The sequence below is a fragment of the Geodermatophilus sp. SYSU D01119 genome, from assembly GCF_054049975.1.
On the sequence record NZ_JBJGYL010000010.1, the window covers coordinates 47,963 to 65,214 of the forward strand.

Consider the following 17,252-nt stretch of genomic DNA (forward strand, 5'->3'; position numbering starts at 1 on the left):
TCAGCCGCGCACGGTCATGACGCCGACCTGACCGAGCTGCACGTGGAAGCTGCACTCGAAGGGGTGCTCTCCGGGCGCGGTGACCTCGAACTCGATCGTCTCGGTGGCCCCGGCCGCGAGCAGCGGGATCTCCTCCGGGATCTCCTCCACGCCGGCGCCGGGCGTGAAGCGGAAGTTGTGCGTGGCCTGCGTGGCGGTGCTCTCGACGGTCAGCCGCACCCGCCCGGGCGCCACGGTGAAGGAGTCGGGCACGAAGACGTAGTCGTCCGGCGTCTGGATGGTGACCTCCTGGACGCCGTCCTCGGCGACGGTCACCCGGCCGAGCGAGGCGTCCGGGGTCGACGACGGCGCGGCGGCGCCACCGTCGTCGCCACCGCAGCCGGCCAGCACCCCCGCCGCCAGCACCGCACCGGCCAGCGCCGCAGGGGCGCGGCGCGTCCAGATCGCGCTCCTCGGCGTCCTCATCGCCGCGGAACCGTACGCGCCGGAGGGCCGTCCGCCGCGACGTCGGCGACCCTCGGCGCGGCGGCGTCCTCCGCGCCGCCCTCGCCCAGCGAGCCGGGCGCGGCCTCCGGGCGGGGCGCCACGGCCTCCAGCGGCCGCACGTCGCGGACGTCCCACGGCCGGGCCAGGCCCGTGGCCTCGAGGATCGCCTCCATCAGGCCGCCGGTGAAGCCCCACACCACCATGCCGGCGACGTCGAACGCCGGGCCGACGTACCCCGCCGGGTGGCGGACGCGGAACCGGTTGGCCGGGTCGGTGAGGTCGGCCAGCGGCACCCGGGCCACCCGCGCCACCTCCCGCGGGTCGCCGACCACGACGTCGGCGGGCTCGTCCCACCACGCCACGACCGGGACGACGAGGTTGTCGGAGTAGGGCAGGAACAGCTCGGGCAGCGTGGCCAGCACCCGCACCCCGGCCGGGTCGACGCCGGCCTCCTCCTGGGCCTCGCGCAGCGCGGTGGCGACCGGGTAGTCCTCCCCCGGGTCGGCGCCGCCGCCCGGGAAGGCGGGCTGGCCGGCGTGCGTGCGCAGCCGTGCGGACTTCTCGATGAGCAGCACGTCGGCGCCGCGCGGGCCCTCGCCGAAGAGCACCAGCACCGCCGAGCGGCGGGCGGTGCCGGTGACCGACGGCATGCGGTGGCGCAGCGGCAGGTCGGCGGAGGCGGCCACCAGCCGCTGCAGCCAGCCGGGGAGGTCGGAGGTGTCGGCGCCGGGCAGCACGCCGGTCACAGCTGCACCCCGAGGTGCTCGGCGACCAGCGCCCGCAGCTCGTCGACGGACGCGACCGGGCCGAGCTCGACGAAGGCCACCGACCCGTCGGCCGCGAGGAACACCGTGTGCGGCAGCCCCTGCAGGCCGAGCGCCGCCGCGACCTCGCCGTCGCGGTCGAAGGCGCCGGGCAGCGTCACGCCCGAGTCGTCGGCGAAGGACGCAGCCTGCGGCACACCGTCCTGGCTGATCACCCCGACCACGCGGACGCGGTCGCCGCCGAGGTCGGCGAGCTCCTGCACCAGCGGGAGCTCCTCGCGGCAGGGCCCGCACCAGCTCGCCCAGAGGTTGAGCACGGTGGGTACGCCCGGGGCCCGGCCGAGGTCGAGGGTGCCGCCGCTGAAGCACTCGATGGGTGCCACCCCGGCCAGCTCCCCGGTCGCGGGCTCGTCGGGCTGCTCCGGGCAGGGCACCAGGTCGGTGTCGGTCGAAGCGACCGTCGCCCGCTCCTGGGGGGCCGGCTCGTCGGCCGAGGCGGTGCAGGCCGACAGGAGGGCGACCGCCCCGAGCAGCAGTGCGGCCGCGCGCCGCCCGGCGCTCACTCGGTGTCCGACGCCGCCGGCGTCTTGACCAGCTTCAGGGCCAGCTCCGGGTCGGTGGGGCCGATGCCGTAGGAGGGGCACCAGCGGGCCAGGCCGCACGCCCCGCAGGCCGCCTTCTTGGCGTGGCAGACCCGCCGGCCGTGGAAGATCACGCGGTGGCTGAACATCGTCCAGTCGCGCTTGGGGACGAGCTCGGCGATCTCGGCCTCGACCTTGACCGGGTCCTCCTCGGCGGTCCAGCCGAAGCGGCGCACGAGCCGGCCGAAGTGGGTGTCGACCGTGAGCCCGGGGACACCGAAGGCGTTGCCCAGGACGACGTTCGCCGTCTTGCGGCCCACGCCCGGCAGCGTCACGAGGTCGGCCATGCGGCCGGGCACCTCGCCGTCGAAGCGCTCGACCAGCGCCTGCGCGAGCCCGAGCACCGAGTTCGCCTTGGCGCGGAAGAAGCCGGTGGGCTTGAGGATCTCCTCGAGCTCCGTCCGGTCGGCCGCGGCCAGGGCCACCGGGTCGGGGTAGCGCGCGAACAGCGCCGGCGTGACCTTGTTCACCGTCTTGTCGGTGGTCTGCGCCGACAGGACGGTGGCCACCAGCAGCTCGAAGGCGTTGGTGAAGTCGAGCTCGCAGTGCGCGTCGGGGTGGATCACGGCGAGCTCGCGGGCCATGCGGCGGGCACGGCGGGTGCGCGCCAGCGGCGTCTCGTCGGGGTCGAAGGGCACGGCGGCCGGACGGCGGGCGGGAGCGCGGCGCGCCGCGGGGCGCGCGTAGGGCTGCTCGGGGACCGGCGAGGACACGCGGTCGAGGGTAGGCGTCACCGGCGACGGTCCCGGGCCCGTGCCACCATGGCGGTGCAGGCCACAAGCCGGCGACCCGATCGGGAGGTGACCGTGGTCGCACTGATCGTCATCCTGTTCCCGCCGATGGTCATCGCGTTCCTGCTGGTGATGGAGCGCGTGGAGGAACCGCTGCGCCGGCCGACGTCGCCGCGCGAGGTGGCCGAGTTCCTGTCCTCGGCGACGCCGGGTGAGGTCGACACGCTGGCCGCCTCCGGCATCCGCCGGGCCATGGCGCGCTGGCGCCGTCGCCGCCGCTCGCGGGTGCAGAAGAGCACCGAACCGCTGGTCTGAGGCCCGGTCCGGCCGGTCCCGGCGGTCACGACCGGCCGCCGCCCTCCCCCCGACGGGTCACGTCGCGTCACACCGAACGGGTGACGAGTCGCACAGCCGCCTAGACTCCTCCTGGATGCGGGTGCTGCTGCCCCGCAGGTGGAGCGCGAGACGGTGGGGTGGGACGACACGTGGTGGACGAGGTACTGGCTCAGTCGGGGCTCTTCCAGGGGCTCTCGGAGGAGGCCGTCGACCCGGTCGCCAGCCGTCTGGAGACGATCACGCTGCCCCGCGGCCGGGTGGTGTTCAACGAGGGCGAGCCGGGCGACAGCCTCTACATCGTGCTGAGCGGCAAGATCAAGCTCTCCCGCCGCTCCCCCGACGGCCGCGAGAACGTGCTCGCCGTCATGGGCCCGTCCGACCAGTTCGGTGAGCTCTCGGTCTTCGACCCCGGCCCGCGCACGGCCACGGCCACCGCGGTCACCGACGTGAAGCTGGCCAAGATGCCGCAGTCGGTGCTGCGCCCGTGGATCGAGGCGCACCCGGAGGTCGGCGAGCGGCTGCTGCACGTGCTGGCCCGCCGGCTGCGCCGCACCAACGACTCGGTGGCCGACCTGATCTTCACCGACGTGCCCGGCCGCGTGGCCAAGGCGCTGCTGCAGATGGCCGACCGCTTCGGCAGCCGTGAGGCCGACGGCCTGCGCGTCAAGCACGACCTGACGCAGGAGGAGCTGGCCCAGCTGGTCGGTGCCTCCCGCGAGACGGTCAACAAGGCGCTGGCCGACTTCGTGCACCGCGGCTGGATCCAGCTGCAGGGCAAGTCCGTCGTCGTCCTCGACGAGGACCGCCTCCGCCGCCGCGCGCGATGACACTGCGGTCCCACCGGACCGCACCGCGGCCAGGTGCCGTCCCGGCCTGAGCCGAGCCGTTCCCCGGGAGCCCCCGGTCCGACAGGACCGGGGGCTCTCGTGTTCAGTGGGCCTAGGACGGGAGCGGCACCACGAGGCCGATCCTCGTGCCGTCGGGGAGCTCGGCGAAGCGGCCCTCGGGGGTGCGCACCAGCTCCGGCATGATCGGATGCAGCGGCTCCGGCGGGCTACCGGCCAGCGCCGCGGCCACGTCCGCGAACGGGGTGAGCTGGCCGAGCGTGTGGATCGTCGGCGGCAGCATCGGCCGCGTCCCGGCCCGCATCTCCGCGAGCGCCGCCTCGGGCGTCAGCCAGCTGGCCTCGTCGGCCTCGCCGGAGACGTCGCGCGCCTCCTGCCCGACGGGCAGCGCCGCCGCGAAGAAGCGGGTGTCGTAGCGCCGCGGCTCCACCGGCGGGGTGATCCAGTGCGCGAAGGGCCGCAGCAGGTCCGCGCGCAGCGCCAGGCCCCGGGCGGCCAGCAACTCGGCCAGCGACAGCTCCCGGGTGAGCAGCGCCTGCCGCTGCGCCTCCCAGTCGTCGCCCGACACGTCCGGGACGACACCGCCGCCGGGCTCGCCGGCCAGCAGCACGCCGGCCTCCTCGAACGTCTCGCGGACCGCGGCGCAGACCAGCTCGCGGGCGACCCGCTCGTCGCAGCCGAGCGCCACCGCCCAGTCGGCCGGCGAGGGCCCGGTCCAGGCGACGTCGGTGTCGCCGTCGCGCGGGTCGACGCCGCCGCCCGGGTAGGCGGTCATCCCGCCGGCGAACGGCATCCCGCGGGTGCGGCGCAGCAGGTGGACCTCCAGGCCCGTCGCCCCGTCGCGCAGCAGCAGGACCGTCGCCGCCGGGCGGACCGCCGCGGTCATCCCCTCAGCTCGACGGTCAGCTCGACCTCGACCGGGGCGCCCAGCGGCAGCTCCGCGACGCCGACGGCACTGCGGGCGTGCCGGCCGGCCTCGCCGAAGACCTTGCCGAGCAGCTCGCTGGCGCCGTTCACCACGCGCGGCTGGCCGCTGAAGCCCTCGGCGCTGGCCACGTAGCCGACGACGCGGATCACCCGGGCCACCTGGTCGAGGCCGACGAGCTCGTCGACGGCGGCCAGCGCGTTGAGCGCGCACAGCTTCGCGTCGGCGGCGGCGTCCTCGGGGTCGACCGACCCGCCGACCTTGCCGGTGCGGCGCAGGCCGCCGTCGACGAAGGGCAGCTGGCCGGAGGTGAACACCAGCTGGCCGCAGCGCACGGCCGGGACGTAGGAGGCGACGGGCGCGGCGACCGGGGGCAGCCGGATGCCGAGCTCGGCGAGCCGGGCGTGCCAGCTCTGGGGCTGCGCGGAGGTCATCGCGGCGGCCTCAGGAGAGCGGGCGCTTGAGGTAGGCGACCGGCTGCTCGGACCCGGACGGGCCGGGCAGCACGGTGACCAGCTCCCACCCGTCGGTCCCCCACGAGTCGAGGATCGCCTTGGTGTTGTGGATCAGCAGCGGGATGGTGGCGTACTCCCACCTGCGGCGGGCCGGTTCGCTCATGGGGCCCGACGCTAGCGCAGCGTCCGGGGCGCGGCGGGGGTGCGTCGGCCCACGGGCGGCCCGCGGGCGGGCCGGGGTCGCGGGAGGCTCCTAGTCTGGATCGGGTGAGCCCCGACCTGCCCGTCCGCTGTCACGTCGTGACCGGGAAGGGCGGGACCGGCAAGACGACGGTCGCCGCCGCCCTGGCCCTCGCCCTCGCCGCCGAGGGGCGGACCGTCCTGCTGGTCGAGTGCGAGGGCCGCCAGGGCATCGCCCAGCTCTTCGACACCCCGCCGCTGCCCTACGAGGAGCGCCGCGTCGCCGTCACCCGCGGCGGCGGGGAGGTGCGGGCGCTGGCGATCGACGTCGAGGAGGCCCTCCTCGAGTACCTCGAGATGTTCTACAACCTGCGCCGCGCCGGCCGGGCGCTGCGCAAGATGGGCGCGGTCGACTTCGCCACGACCATCGCCCCGGGCCTGCGCGACGTGCTGATCACCGGGAAGATCAAGGAGGCGGTCACCCGCCGCGTCGACGGGCAGCGGGTCTACGACGCCGTCGTCGTCGACGCCCCGCCCACGGGCCGGATCACCCGGTTCCTCAACGTGACCAGCGAGATGGCGGGCCTCGCCCGCTCCGGCCCGATCAAGACGCAGAGCGACGGCGTCATGGCCGTGCTGCGCTCCCCGCAGACGGCGGTGCACCTGGTCACCCTGCTCGAGGACATGCCGGTGCAGGAGACCGCCGACGCCATCGCCGAGCTGACCGAGGCGAAGCTCCCCGTCGGCTCGGTGATCGTGAACATGGCCACCGAGCCGGTGCTGCCCGGGCCCGAGCTGGTGCGGGCCGCCGAGGGCCGGCTCTCCGGCGCCGACCTCGTGCCCGGCCTGACGGCCGCGGGCCTGCCCGGCGACGCCGACCTCGCCGACGCGCTGGCCGCCGAGGCCGTGGAGCACGCCCGCCGCTGGGCCGCGCAGGACGCGCTGCGCGCCCGGGTCGAGTCCCTCGGCCCCCCGACGGTCGAGCTGCCGCTGCTGCCCGGCCCGGTGGACCTCGGCTGCCTGTTCGAGCTGGCCGGCCGCCTCGAGGACTCCCTCGGCGCGGAGGTGGCCGCGTGAGCGCCGCCCCCGCCGACGGCGCCCGTGCCGCCCGCCCGGCCGGCACGCCCCGGCAGGCCCCGGCGATGGACCTCGCGGCCCTGGTCGACGACCCGGAGACCCGGATCGTCGTCTGCTGCGGCTCGGGCGGCGTCGGCAAGACGACGACGTCGGCCGCGCTCGCCCTGGCCGCCGCGCACGCCGGCCGCCGGGTGGTCGTGCTGACCATCGACCCGGCCCGCCGGCTCGCCCAGTCGCTGGGCCTGGTCGAGCTCGACAACGAGCCGCGGCGGGTCGACGTCCCGGGGGCCCCGGGCGAGCTGCACGCGATGATGCTGGACATGAAGCGGACGTTCGACGACATCGTGTCCGCGCACTCGACGCCCGAGCGGGCCGAGCAGATCCTGGCCAACCCCTTCTACCAGACCCTGTCCTCGTCGTTCTCCGGGACGCAGGAGTACATGGCGATGGAGAAGCTCGGCCAGCTGCGGGCGGCCGACACCTGGGACCTGATCATCGTCGACACACCCCCGTCGCGGTCGGCGCTGGACTTCCTCGACGCCCCGAACCGGATGAGCCGCTTCCTCGACGGCACGATGATCCGGGTGCTCACCGCCCCGGCGCGGGCCGGCGGGCGGGCCGGGTTCAAGTTCGCCAGTGCCGGCTTCCTGATCTTCACCCGGATCATCAGCAGGGTGCTCGGCGGCCAGCTGCTGCGGGACATCTCCGCGTTCGTCAGCGCCCTGGACACCATGTTCGGCGGCTTCCGCGAGCGGGCCACGGCCACCTACGAGCTGCTGCGCCGCCCGGGCACGTACTTCGTCGTCGTCGCCACGCCGGAACCCGACGCGCTGCGCGAGGCGTCCTACTTCGTCGACCGGCTCTCCTCCGAGGGCATGCCGCTGGCCGGCCTGGTGCTCAACCGCACCCACCCGCCGGCCGACACGCGGCTGTCGGCCACCCGCGCCGAGGCGGCGGCGGAGGCGGCCGAGGACGACGGGCTGGTGTCCGGCGTGCTGCGGGTGCACGCCGAGCGCATGGCCCTGGCCGCGCGCGAGCAGCGGCTGGCCGACCGGTTCACCAGCGCCCACCCCGAGGTGGCCCTGCGGACCGTCCCGGCGGCCGCCGGCGACGTGCACGACCTCGACGGCCTGCGGGTCATGGGCGAGGCGCTGACCGGCGCCGACGGCGACACGCCGACGGGCGTGCCGCGCACCCGGGTGCTGCCCGCGCGCCGCGGCTGATCGCCCGTCCGGGGGACGGACGCCACGTACCCTTCCGGGTGATGTCCGAGGTGTCCCGTGGCCGGGTGCTGGCCAAGCTCGTCGCGATGATCGTGGTGGCCGGCGCGCTGGTCGCCGGCCTGATGCTGCCCTTCGTCGGCGGCACCGGGGTGGTGGCCCGCAACTCCGCCTCGCTGCTCGACGCCCTGCCGGTCGAGCTCACCGACGCGACGCCGGCGGGCAACTCGCGGGTGCTGGCGTCCGACGGGTCGCTGATCACGAACTTCTACGCGAACAACCGCACGGTGGTCACCTCCGACCAGATCGCCGACGTGATGAAGCAGGCCCTCGTCGACATCGAGGACTCCCGCTTCTACGAGCACAACGGCCTCGACGTGCAGGGCACGCTGCGCGCCGCGGTGACCAACCTGTCGGCCGGGTCGGTGCAGGAGGGTGGCTCGACGATCACCCAGCAGCTGGTCAAGCAGACCCTGCTGGAGACCGCCGACACCGCCGAGGAGCGCACCGCGGCCACCGAGCAGGACGGCGTCGAGGGCCTGTCGCGCAAGCTGCGCGAGGCCCGGCTCGCCCTCGCCCTGGAGGAGACCTATCCCAAGGACGAGATCCTCACCCGCTACCTGAACATCGTGTACTTCGGGCAGGGCGCCTACGGCATCCAGGCGGCCGCCCAGCAGTACTTCAGCGTCAACGCCGCCGACCTCACCCTCCCCCAGGCCGCCATGCTGGCGGGGCTGGTGCAGAGCCCGGCCAACGACGACCCGATCACCAACCCGGAGAACGCCCAGACGCGGCGCAACCAGGTGCTGCAGCGGATGTTCGACCTCGGCCACATCTCCGAGGCCGAGCTGACCGAGATCTCCGCCCAGCCGGTCGCCGTCGCCCCCGGGGTCCGCCCGGCCAACGGCTGCATCGACGCCGCCGTCGGCGGGTTCTTCTGCTCCTACATGCAGGGCTACCTCACCGGCGTCCTCGGCATCACGCAGGAGCAGCTGGAGAACGGCGGCCTGACCATCCAGACGACGTTGGACCCGCAGCTGCAGGTGCTCGGCGACCAGGCCGTCCTCAACACGCTGCCGATGGGCGCCGAGCTCGCCGGCATGTTCACCGCCGTGCAGCCGGGCACCGGCGCGGTGCTGGCGATGAGCGTCAACCGCCGGTTCGGCTGCTCCGACCCCGACTGCGAGTCCGTCGTCCTGCACACGGCCGCCAGCAAGGGCGCCGGGTCCACCTACAAGGTGTTCACCGCCGCCGCCGCGCTGGAGGCCGGCATCCCGGCCAACACCGTGATCACCACGCCGGGCAACCAGTACACGTCGCGGGTCTTCCGCGGCCCGGGCTGCAACGACGACGACCGCAACACCACCACCGCCCGCGGCATGTACTGCGTGCAGAACGCCGGCAACTACCCCGACACCCTCGACATGGTCGGCGCGCTGGTCCGCTCGTCCAACACCTACTTCCTCGCGCTGGAGGACCGCCTCGGCAGCGTCGAGGGCCCGGTGCGGATGGCCGAGCGGATGGGCATGACCTTCGACCAGCCCACGCAGAACTCCGCCGACACGATCATCGACGGCAACTTCGGGTCCTTCACCCTCGGCGCCGAGGCCACCAGCCCGCTGGACCTCGCCAACGCCTACGCCACGCTGGGCGCCCAGGGCACCCGCTGCACCCCGGTGCCGGTGGTGCAGGTGCTCGACCGCGCCGGCCAGCCGCTCACCGGCGACGACGGCCAGCCGCTGGTCCGCAACGACAACTGCACCGCGAACGCGATCCCGGCGAACATCGCCAACACGCTGAGCCAGATCCTCGTCGGCGACGTCGCCACCCCCGCCGGCACCGGCACCCGGGCGGCCGTCCCGGGCCACCAGATCGCCGGCAAGACCGGTACCGCCCAGGGCCGCGACTCCGTCGCCTTCGTCGGGTTCATGCCCGAGTACTCCGCGAGCGTGATGGTCTTCAACCCCAAGGCCCAACAGGACGTCGGCGGCTACGGCGGCAACTTCCCGGCGACCATCTGGCGCAACGCGATGGCGCCGTACCTGGAGACCCGGCCGACCTCGTCGTTCCCGCCGGCCGACCCGGCGCTGATGAACGGCGGCGGCGGGTCCGCCACCCCGGCCCCGGACGCGGGCCAGGTGCCGACGGGCCCGGGCGTGGTCGCACCCGGCGCGGTCACCGACGGCGCCCCCGCGGACGGCGGCCCCCAGGGCGACGCCGGCACCGGTGGCGCTCCGGCCGGCGGTCCCCAGGGCGACGCCGGCACGGGGGGCGCGCCCGCCGGCGGTCCCGGTGGCGGCGCGGCCGGCGGTCCCGGCGGTGGTCCCGCGGGTGGCGGCCCCGGCGGCGCCGGGGGCTGACCCCGCCGGCGCGGGCGGCCCGTCAGCCGAGCTGGCGGCGGACCTCCGCGGCCACCCGGCCACCCTCGGCCCGCCCCGCGACCGCCGCGTTGGCCGCACCCATCACGCGGCCCATGTCCTTCATCCCGGTGGCGCCGGTGCGCGTGATGACGTCGGCGACGAGCGCGGCGAGGTCGGCGTCGTCGAGCTGGGCGGGCAGGTAACCGGCCACCACCTCGCCCTCGGCCCGCTCGCGGCCGGCCTGCTCGGCCCGCCCGGCGGCGGCGAACGCCTCGGCGGCCTCCCGGCGGCGCTTGGCCTCGCGCCGCAGCACGCCGAGGACCTCGTCGTCGGACAGCTCCCGGGCCTGCTTGCCGGCGACCTCCTCCGCGCTCACCGCGGCGAGGACCATGCGCAGCGTCGCGGTGCGCAACTCGTCACGGGACTTCATGGCGGAGGTCAGGTCGGCGCGCAGCCGATCCTTGAGGGCGGACACGGCTCCAGCCTGGCACGACGGCCCCGTGCGCTCGGCGCCGGTCGGGGATCCCGGCCCGTACGCTCGGCCCGTGCGCTGGTACACCGCCCTCCCCACGGCCGCCGTCGCGGCGGGCGCCTCGACCGTCGCCTACGCCTCGCTCTACGAGCGCACCCGGTGGACGCTGCGCCGCTTCGACGTGCCGGTGCTCGCCCCGGGCTCGGCGCCGCTGACCGTGCTGCACCTGTCGGACCTGCACATGACCGCCGGGCAGCGTTCCAAGCAGGACTGGGTGGCCGCGCTCGACGGGCTGGAGCCCGACCTGGTCGTCGACACCGGCGACAACCTCGCGGGCCACGACGCCGTCCCGGCCGTGCTCCGCTCGCTGGACCCGCTGCTCGACCGGCCGGGTGTGTTCGTGACCTCGTCCAACGACTACTTCGCGCCGCGGCCGAAGAACCCGTTCAGCTACTTCACGCGCACCACCAAGCGGGTGCACGGCGACGAGCTGCCCTGGCGGGACATGCGCGACGCGTTCACCGGCCGCGGCTGGCTCGACGTCACCAACGCCCGCGGCGAGCTGACCGTCGCCGGGCGGCGGATCTCCTTCGCCGGCCTGGACGACCCGCACCTGCGGCGCGACCGGTACGACGACGTCGCCGGCCCGGCCGACCGCACCGCCGACCTGCGCATCGGCGTCGTCCACTCCCCCGAGCCGCGGGTGCTCGACCGGTTCGTCGCCGACGGCTACGACCTGCTGCTGTGCGGGCACACCCACGGCGGCCAGCTGCGGGTGCCCTTCTACGGGGCCCTGGTCACCAACTGCGGCATCGATCGCGACCGTGCCCGGTGGCTGCACCGCTGGGCCGGCCCGTCGCCGGAGCGGCCGGTGGGCACCTGGCTGCACGTCTCGGCGGGCCTGGGCACCAGCCCGTACGCGCCGGCGCGCTTCGCCTGCCCGCCGGAGGCGACGCTGCTCACGCTGACCGCCCGGGAGGCCTGACGAAGGACCCCGCTGCCCCCACCCCTCACAGGCTCGGCGCGGGACCCTGCAGCGGGGCCGCCTGAGCTGACAGGTACAGTTCTCCCCACAGCCGGGGTGTGGCGCAGCTTGGTAGCGCGCGTCGTTCGGGACGACGAGGCCGCAGGTTCAAATCCTGTCACCCCGACCCACCGCTGAGGGGCCGCCGGGAGGCGGCCCCTCAGTGCGTTCCGGGCCTGTGTTCCGGATCCGTTCCGGTTGAGTCCGCATCGCAGCGGGCACCGGTGCCCCGATGACCGAGTGGTTGCTCCTCCTCGCCGCCGTCGCGCTCACCGCGCTGACCGGCTTCTTCGTCGCCGCCGAGTTCTCCCTGACGACCGTGGACCGCGGCCGCGCCGAGGAGGCCGCCCGGGCCGGGGACACCGGCGCAGGCGGCGTGGTGACCGCGCTGCGCTCGCTGTCCACGCAGCTGTCGGCCGCCCAGCTGGGCATCACGCTCACCACGCTGGTCGTCGGCTACCTGGCCGAGCCGGCCATCGGCCAGCTGCTGCACGGCCCGCTCGAGGCGCTGGGGCTGTCGCAGGCCGCGGCCACCGGCGTCTCCTACGGCCTCGCGCTGGCGCTGGCGACGACCCTGCAGATGCTGCTCGGCGAGCTCGGGCCGAAGAACCTGGCGATCGCCAACCCGCTCGGCGTCGCCCGCGTCGTCGCTCCGGGCATGCGCCTGTTCACCGCCGCCACCGGCGTCCTCCTGAACGCCCTGCAGCGGCTGGCCAACGCGATCGTGCGCCGGCTGGGCTTCGAGCCCCGGGAGGAGCTCGACTCCGCGCGCGGTGCCGACGAGCTGGCCGCCGTCGCCCGCCGCTCGGCCGAGGAGGGCGACCTCTCCCCCGTCGCCGCGCGGCTGCTCCAGCGCTCCCTGGGCCTGCGCGCCAAGTACGCCACCGACGTCATGACCCCGCGCACCCGGCTGTGGACGCTGCGGGCCAGCGCCAGCGCCGCCGACGTCATCGCCGCGGCCACCGAGTCGGGCAACTCGCGGTTCCCCGTCTACGGCTCCGACCTCGACGAGGTGACCGGCGTGGTGCACGTCAAGCGGGCGGTCGCCGTCCCCGAGGCCGAGCGCACCCGCCGGACCGCCGGCGAGCTGGCCGACCCGGTGCTGGCCGTCCCCTCGTCGCTGCGCCTGGAGCGGCTGATGGACCTGCTGCGCGAGCAGGGCCTGCAGATCGCCCTGGTCGTCGACGAGTGGGGCGCCACGCACGGCGTCGTGACGCTGGAGGACATCGTGGAGGAACTGGTCGGGGAGATCACCGACGAGACCGACCGGCCGCTGCGCACCCTCCGTCAGGTCGATGACGGTCACTGGGTGCTGTCGGGGCTGCTGCGGCCCGACGAGGTGCTCGAGCGGACCGGCATCGCGGTGCCCGAGGGGCGCTACGAGACGCTGGCCGGGTTCCTGGCCGAGCGGCTGCAGCGGCTGCCCGAGGAGGGCGACACCGTGGAGCTCGAGGAGGCGCGGTTGACGGTGGAGTCCCTCGACGGCCGCCGGGTCGGCCGGGTGCGCGCCGAGCGGACCGTCTTCCTGCCGCACGGCGCGACGGCGTCGGCCCGGCAGCGCGCGGAGAGGACGGCGGCATGAGCGACGTCGTCAGCCTGCTGATCCTGGTGGCGCTGCTGCTGGGCAACGCCTTCTTCGTGGCCGCGGAGTTCGCGCTGGTCTCGGCGCGGGTGGACCAGATCGAGCCCCGCGTCGACGCCGGCTCCGCCCGGGCGGCGAAGACCCTGGCCGCGATGCGCAACGTCTCGCAGAACATGGCCGGCGCGCAGCTGGGGATCACGCTGTGCTCGCTGGGCCTCGGCGCCGTCGGCGAGCCGGCCGTCGCCCACCTCATCGAGGCGCCCCTGCACGCCGCCGGCGTCCCCGACGCGCTGCTGCACCCGATCGCCCTGGTGATCGCCCTGTCGATCGTCACGGTGCTGCACATGGTGCTCGGCGAGATGGTGCCCAAGAACATCACCATCGCCGGCCCCGACCGCGCTGCGATCGCGCTGGGCCCGCCGCTGGCCGCCTTCACGCGGCTGCTCAAGCCGGTCATCTGGTTCTTCAACACCACGGCGAACGCGTTCGTCCGGCTGTTCGGCGCCACCCCGACCGACGAGGTGGCCGCCAGCTTCGACGAGGCGGAGATCCGCTCGATGATCACCCAGTCGCGGCGGGAGGGCCTGCTCGGCACCGAGGTGAGCGAACTGGCCGCCGGCGCGCTGACCTTCGAGCAGCACGCGGTGGAGGACGTGCTGCTGCCGATGGACACCGTCGTCACGGTGCCGCGCTCGACCACGCCCCGGCAGCTGGAGGCCGTCGTCGCCGAGCACGGCTTCAGCCGCTACCCGGTCCAGGGCGAGGACGGCAGCCTGCTCGGGTTCGTGCACGTCAAGGACGCCCTCGGTGTCACGGGCGCCGACCGCGACCGGCCGATGCCCGACGAACACGTGACGCCGCTGGTGCCCATCGCGCCGGCGACGAAGCTGCCGGAGGTGCTGGCGGAGATGCGCGCCCAGGGTGCCCACCTCGGCGGCGTGGTGGCGCAGGAGGAGGGCCGGCGGCGCACCGTGGGCCTGGTGGCCCTGGAGGACGTGCTGGAGCTGCTCATCGGCGACGTCCGCGACGCCGCCGCCGAGCACACCCGCCAGCTCGCCGACCGCGCCGCCCGCGGGCGGGCGGGGCGCCGGACCGGTGACGAGGCGGGAGCGGGCGCCGGGGGAAGATGACGGGGTGAGTGCACCCGCCCTCCCCCCGGAGGTCACCGCCCGCTGGCAGGCCCGCTTCCGCGCACCGCGGGTGAGCCTGCCCGACTGGGCGCTGCGGGCGCCGCACCGCTCGCTGTACGCCTCCGACGTCAGCGGCGTCGTCGAGCAGTACGCCTGGGACCGCACCACCGACGCCCACCGGCAGGCCACCGACCGGCCCAACGGCACGCTCATCGGCACGCTGTCCCCCGACGGCGAGCAGATCTGGTGGTTCGCCGACACCGACGGCGACGAGTTCGGCGTCTGGATGGTCCAGCCGTTCGCGGGCGGCGAGGACCGGGTCGCCGTCCCGGAGGTGGGCCCCGCCTACCCCGCCGGGCTGGAGATCGGCTCCTCGCTCGTGGCGATCGGCCGCTCCACCGACGACGGCAGCGAGCTGTGGCTGGCGCCCGTCGGCGGGACGCCGCGGGTGGTCTACCGGCACGAGGACCCGGCGTCGGTCGACGCGCTCACCCTCGACGACGAGCTGCTGGTCGTCTCGCACTCCGAGCACGGCGACCCGCGCTACCCGGCACTGCGCGTGCTGCGGACGGCCGACACCACCGAGGACGCGCCCGCCGTCGTCGCCGAGAAGTGGGACGGCGAGGGCCGCGGCCTGCACGCGCTGGAGTTCGCGCCGCTGCCCGGCGACCGGCGGCTGCTGGTCGGCCACGAGCGCCGCGGCCGCGAGGAGCTGCTGGTCTGGGACGTCGCCGCCGACACCGAGACCGAGATCGTCCTCGACCTGCCCGGCGACGTGACCGCCGGCTGGTACCCCGACGGCTCGGCGCTGCTGGTGGGCCACGACCACGCCGCCCGCAGCGAGCTGTACCGCTACGACCTCGCGAGCGGGGCCCTGGAGCGGCTGGACACCCCGCCCGGCGTCGTCCGCGGGGCCACCGCCCGGCCCGACGGCAGCGTGGAGCTCGCCTGGTCGTCGTCGGAGCGCCCGCCGGTGATCCGCCGGGCCGACGGCCCCGTGGTGCTCGCCGCGCCCGGCGAGGAGCCGCCCGCGGCGTACCCGGTGGAGGACCGCTGGGTGCCCGGCCCGGGCGGCGACGTGCACGCGCTGCTGGTCCGCCCGGCGGGCGAGCCGCCGTACGCGACGGCGTTCCTCGTGCACGGCGGGCCGGAGTCCGCCGACGACGACAGCTACCGCGCGCGGCGGGCGGCCTACGTCGACGCCGGGTACGCCGTCGTGCACGTCAACTACCGGGGCTCCACGGGCTACGGCAGCGCCTGGCGCGACGCGCTCACCGGCCGCCCGGGCCCCACCGAGCTCGAGGACGTCGCCGCCGTCTACGACGCGCTGGTGGCCGAGGGCCTGCTCGACCCGGCGCGCGCGCTGGTCACGGGCGGCTCCTGGGGCGGCTTCCTGACCCTGCTGGCGCTGGGCACCCAGCCCGATCGCTGGGCGGCCGGGATCGCCGAGGTGCCGGTGGCCGACTACCTGGCCGCCTACGAGGACGAGATGGAGGGCCTGCGGGCCTACGACCGGGCGCTGTTCGGCGGGTCACCCGACGAGGTCCGCGAGCGGTACGAGCGCTCCTCGCCGATCACCTACGTCGAGCAGGTGCGCGCGCCGGTGCTCGTGGTGGCCGGCGCCAACGACCCGCGCTGCCCGATCCGGCAGATCGAGAACTACCTGGGCCGGCTCGAGGAGCTCGGCAGGCCGCACGAGGTGTACCGGTTCGACGCCGGGCACGGCTCGCTGGTCATCGAGGAGACGATCCGCCAGGTGGAGACGGCGCTGTCGTTCGCGCTGCGGCACGTGCGGCCCTGACCCCCCGGGCCGGAAGCACGGCCACCACCGCCAGCGTCACCAGCAGGTAGAGGTCCTCGACCACGATGCCCACGACGCCGCGCTCGTGGTGGTGGCCGGTGGTGGCGAAGGCGAACCAGATCGCCGACGACGCCAGCACGGCCGCGGGAACCGCCGCCAGCGCCCCGGCGAGCACCCGCGGCCGGTCGCGCCACCACCGCGGCGCGCCCGGGGCGGGCGGCGTGCCGGCGGCGACGTCGACGAGCACGACCAGCGCCGGCACCAGCCAGACGAAGTGGTGCGACCAGCTGATGGGGCTGACCAGGCAGGCGGCCAGGCCGGTGAGTGCGACGCCGGCCAGGTCGTCGCCTCTGAGCGCGACACGGACCGCCCGGGTGAGGACGAACGCCAGCGCCGCGGCGGCCAGCAGCGCCCACACCAGCCGCGGCGGCTCGGCGGGGTCGGTGAGCCGCGCCAGCGCGCCGAGCAGCGACTGGTTGGACGTCTTGTCCAGCTTGCCCACGCGCTCGGTCTGCCACAGCGTCTCGGTCCAGAACCGCCACGACGTCCCCGGCACCACCGCGAACGCCAGCAGCGTGGCCGCGGCGGCCGTGCCGGTCGCGACGGCGGCGGCGCGGAACCGGCGGGTGAGCAGCAGCCAGACGACGAACAGGCCGGGCGTCAGCTTCACCGCGGCGGCCAGGCCGATGCCCACGCCGGCCCACCGCGACCCGCGCCGCAGCGCGGCGACGTCGGCGAGCACCAGCGCCACCAGGAACAGGTTGACCTGGCCGAAGCCCATCGTCTCGCGCACCGGCTCGAGGACGAACAGCAGCGGCAGCGCGAGCACCCAGGCCCACGGCAGCGGCCAGCCGTGCCGGCGCGCGAGCGGGGTGAGCAGCCACCACGCCAGCCCGGCCAGCACGACGACGTTGAGCAGCACGTGGCCGGCCGCGACCACCGGGTAGGGCAGCAGCGCCATCGGCAGCACCAGCAGCGCCGCGAACGGCGGGTAGGTGAAGCCGTAGGGGCTGCGGCCGTAGGTGAAGTCGTAGAGCGGCTGCCCGTCGAGCCACCAGCCCACCGCGCCGCGGTAGACGCGCAGGTCGAAGAAGTCGTGCCAGGGGTCGTTGGGGACGACGACCGACACCCAGGCGACGACGCCGACCAGCACGGCGAACAGCGCGACGCCGGCGGCGGTGCGCCGCAGGCCCGTCGCGCCGGCCCGGGTGCCGGCCACGGGA

18 protein-coding genes and 1 tRNA gene are annotated in these 17,252 nt (G+C 75.5%); 10 read left to right on the top strand and 9 right to left on the bottom strand.

The window, feature by feature from the left end; genetic code table 11:
• The 4 genes from ACI79X_RS10080 to nth are packed head-to-tail and all read right to left on the bottom strand — an operon-like array spanning position 1 to position 2,604.
• Entirely contained in the window at positions 1 to 465 is a 465-nt protein-coding gene (locus tag ACI79X_RS10080; protein WP_457025264.1) for a cupredoxin domain-containing protein, read from the bottom strand.
• Positions 462 to 1,232, bottom strand: coding sequence for an NUDIX hydrolase (locus ACI79X_RS10085; protein WP_457025265.1), 771 nt, complete (start codon positions 1,230 to 1,232; stop codon positions 462 to 464). The genes ACI79X_RS10080 and ACI79X_RS10085 overlap by 4 nt, the downstream gene beginning before the upstream one ends.
• Positions 1,229 to 1,813 (bottom strand): TlpA family protein disulfide reductase, encoded by a 585-nt coding sequence (locus tag ACI79X_RS10090; RefSeq protein WP_457025266.1) that lies wholly within the window; start codon positions 1,811 to 1,813, stop codon positions 1,229 to 1,231. Before ACI79X_RS10090 ends, ACI79X_RS10085 begins: the two co-directional genes overlap by 4 nt.
• Positions 1,810 to 2,604, bottom strand: coding sequence for an endonuclease III (nth, locus tag ACI79X_RS10095; RefSeq protein ID WP_457025267.1), 795 nt, complete (start codon positions 2,602 to 2,604; stop codon positions 1,810 to 1,812). The genes ACI79X_RS10090 and nth overlap by 4 nt, the downstream gene beginning before the upstream one ends.
• 93 nt (positions 2,605 to 2,697) lie before the next feature.
• On the opposite strand from nth, the gene ACI79X_RS10100 reads away from it, so the two are divergent.
• Positions 2,698 to 2,937 (top strand): hypothetical protein, encoded by a 240-nt coding sequence (locus ACI79X_RS10100; RefSeq protein WP_457025268.1) that lies wholly within the window; start codon positions 2,698 to 2,700, stop codon positions 2,935 to 2,937.
• A gap of 173 nt (positions 2,938 to 3,110) precedes the next feature.
• On the top strand, positions 3,111 to 3,785 hold the full coding sequence (locus ACI79X_RS10105) for a Crp/Fnr family transcriptional regulator (protein WP_073418184.1): 675 nt from the start codon (positions 3,111 to 3,113) through the stop codon (positions 3,783 to 3,785).
• A gap of 112 nt (positions 3,786 to 3,897) precedes the next feature.
• Here ACI79X_RS10105 and ACI79X_RS10110 read toward each other — a convergent pair whose 3' ends face one another.
• Genes ACI79X_RS10110 through ACI79X_RS10120 form a run of 3 tightly spaced genes read right to left on the bottom strand, consistent with a single transcriptional unit; the run spans position 3,898 to position 5,346 of the window.
• Positions 3,898 to 4,689, bottom strand: coding sequence for an NUDIX hydrolase (locus tag ACI79X_RS10110; RefSeq protein ID WP_457025269.1), 792 nt, complete (start codon positions 4,687 to 4,689; stop codon positions 3,898 to 3,900).
• The gene (locus ACI79X_RS10115; RefSeq protein WP_457025270.1) at positions 4,686 to 5,162 is read right to left on the bottom strand and encodes a RidA family protein; all 477 of its coding nucleotides are present in this window, start codon (positions 5,160 to 5,162) and stop codon (positions 4,686 to 4,688) included. The genes ACI79X_RS10110 and ACI79X_RS10115 overlap by 4 nt, the downstream gene beginning before the upstream one ends.
• Before the next feature lie 10 nt (positions 5,163 to 5,172).
• A complete protein-coding gene (locus ACI79X_RS10120; RefSeq protein WP_139252784.1) occupies positions 5,173 to 5,346 on the bottom strand; it encodes a hypothetical protein in 174 nt (57 codons plus the stop codon).
• Between the two features lie 104 nt (positions 5,347 to 5,450).
• On the opposite strand from ACI79X_RS10120, the gene ACI79X_RS10125 reads away from it, so the two are divergent.
• From ACI79X_RS10125 to ACI79X_RS10135, 3 genes are read left to right on the top strand one after another with little or no spacing between them, the layout of a single operon-like run.
• Entirely contained in the window at positions 5,451 to 6,440 is a 990-nt protein-coding gene (locus ACI79X_RS10125) for an ArsA-related P-loop ATPase (RefSeq protein ID WP_457025271.1), read from the top strand.
• Entirely contained in the window at positions 6,437 to 7,663 is a 1,227-nt protein-coding gene (locus ACI79X_RS10130) for an ArsA family ATPase (protein ID WP_457025272.1), read from the top strand. The genes ACI79X_RS10125 and ACI79X_RS10130 overlap by 4 nt, the downstream gene beginning before the upstream one ends.
• A gap of 41 nt (positions 7,664 to 7,704) precedes the next feature.
• Positions 7,705 to 10,020: a transglycosylase domain-containing protein gene (locus tag ACI79X_RS10135; protein WP_457025273.1), complete on the top strand. Its 2,316-nt coding sequence runs from the start codon at positions 7,705 to 7,707 to the stop codon at positions 10,018 to 10,020.
• A 22-nt stretch (positions 10,021 to 10,042) separates the two neighbouring features.
• On the opposite strand, the gene ACI79X_RS10140 is transcribed toward ACI79X_RS10135, so the two are convergent.
• On the bottom strand, positions 10,043 to 10,495 hold the full coding sequence (locus ACI79X_RS10140) for a GatB/YqeY domain-containing protein (protein WP_457025274.1): 453 nt from the start codon (positions 10,493 to 10,495) through the stop codon (positions 10,043 to 10,045).
• 70 nt (positions 10,496 to 10,565) lie between these two features.
• On the opposite strand from ACI79X_RS10140, the gene ACI79X_RS10145 reads away from it, so the two are divergent.
• The 5 genes from ACI79X_RS10145 (at position 10,566) to ACI79X_RS10165 (ending at position 16,029) form a co-directional block, all read left to right on the top strand.
• Positions 10,566 to 11,477, top strand: a complete 912-nt coding sequence (locus tag ACI79X_RS10145; RefSeq protein WP_457025275.1) for a metallophosphoesterase — start codon at positions 10,566 to 10,568, stop codon at positions 11,475 to 11,477.
• A 92-nt stretch (positions 11,478 to 11,569) separates the two neighbouring features.
• A tRNA-Pro gene (locus ACI79X_RS10150) sits at positions 11,570 to 11,643 on the top strand.
• Between the two features lie 105 nt (positions 11,644 to 11,748).
• On the top strand, positions 11,749 to 13,098 hold the full coding sequence (locus ACI79X_RS10155) for a hemolysin family protein (protein WP_457025276.1): 1,350 nt from the start codon (positions 11,749 to 11,751) through the stop codon (positions 13,096 to 13,098).
• Positions 13,095 to 14,228 (top strand): hemolysin family protein, encoded by a 1,134-nt coding sequence (locus ACI79X_RS10160; RefSeq protein WP_457025277.1) that lies wholly within the window; start codon positions 13,095 to 13,097, stop codon positions 14,226 to 14,228. The genes ACI79X_RS10155 and ACI79X_RS10160 overlap by 4 nt, the downstream gene beginning before the upstream one ends.
• 4 nt (positions 14,229 to 14,232) lie before the next feature.
• A complete protein-coding gene (locus ACI79X_RS10165; protein ID WP_457025278.1) occupies positions 14,233 to 16,029 on the top strand; it encodes a prolyl oligopeptidase family serine peptidase in 1,797 nt (598 codons plus the stop codon).
• Here ACI79X_RS10165 and ACI79X_RS10170 read toward each other — a convergent pair.
• Positions 15,962 to 17,248, bottom strand: a complete 1,287-nt coding sequence (locus tag ACI79X_RS10170; RefSeq protein ID WP_457025279.1) for a glycosyltransferase 87 family protein — start codon at positions 17,246 to 17,248, stop codon at positions 15,962 to 15,964. The genes ACI79X_RS10165 and ACI79X_RS10170 overlap by 68 nt on opposite strands.
• Positions 17,249 to 17,252: the final 4 nt, after the last annotated feature.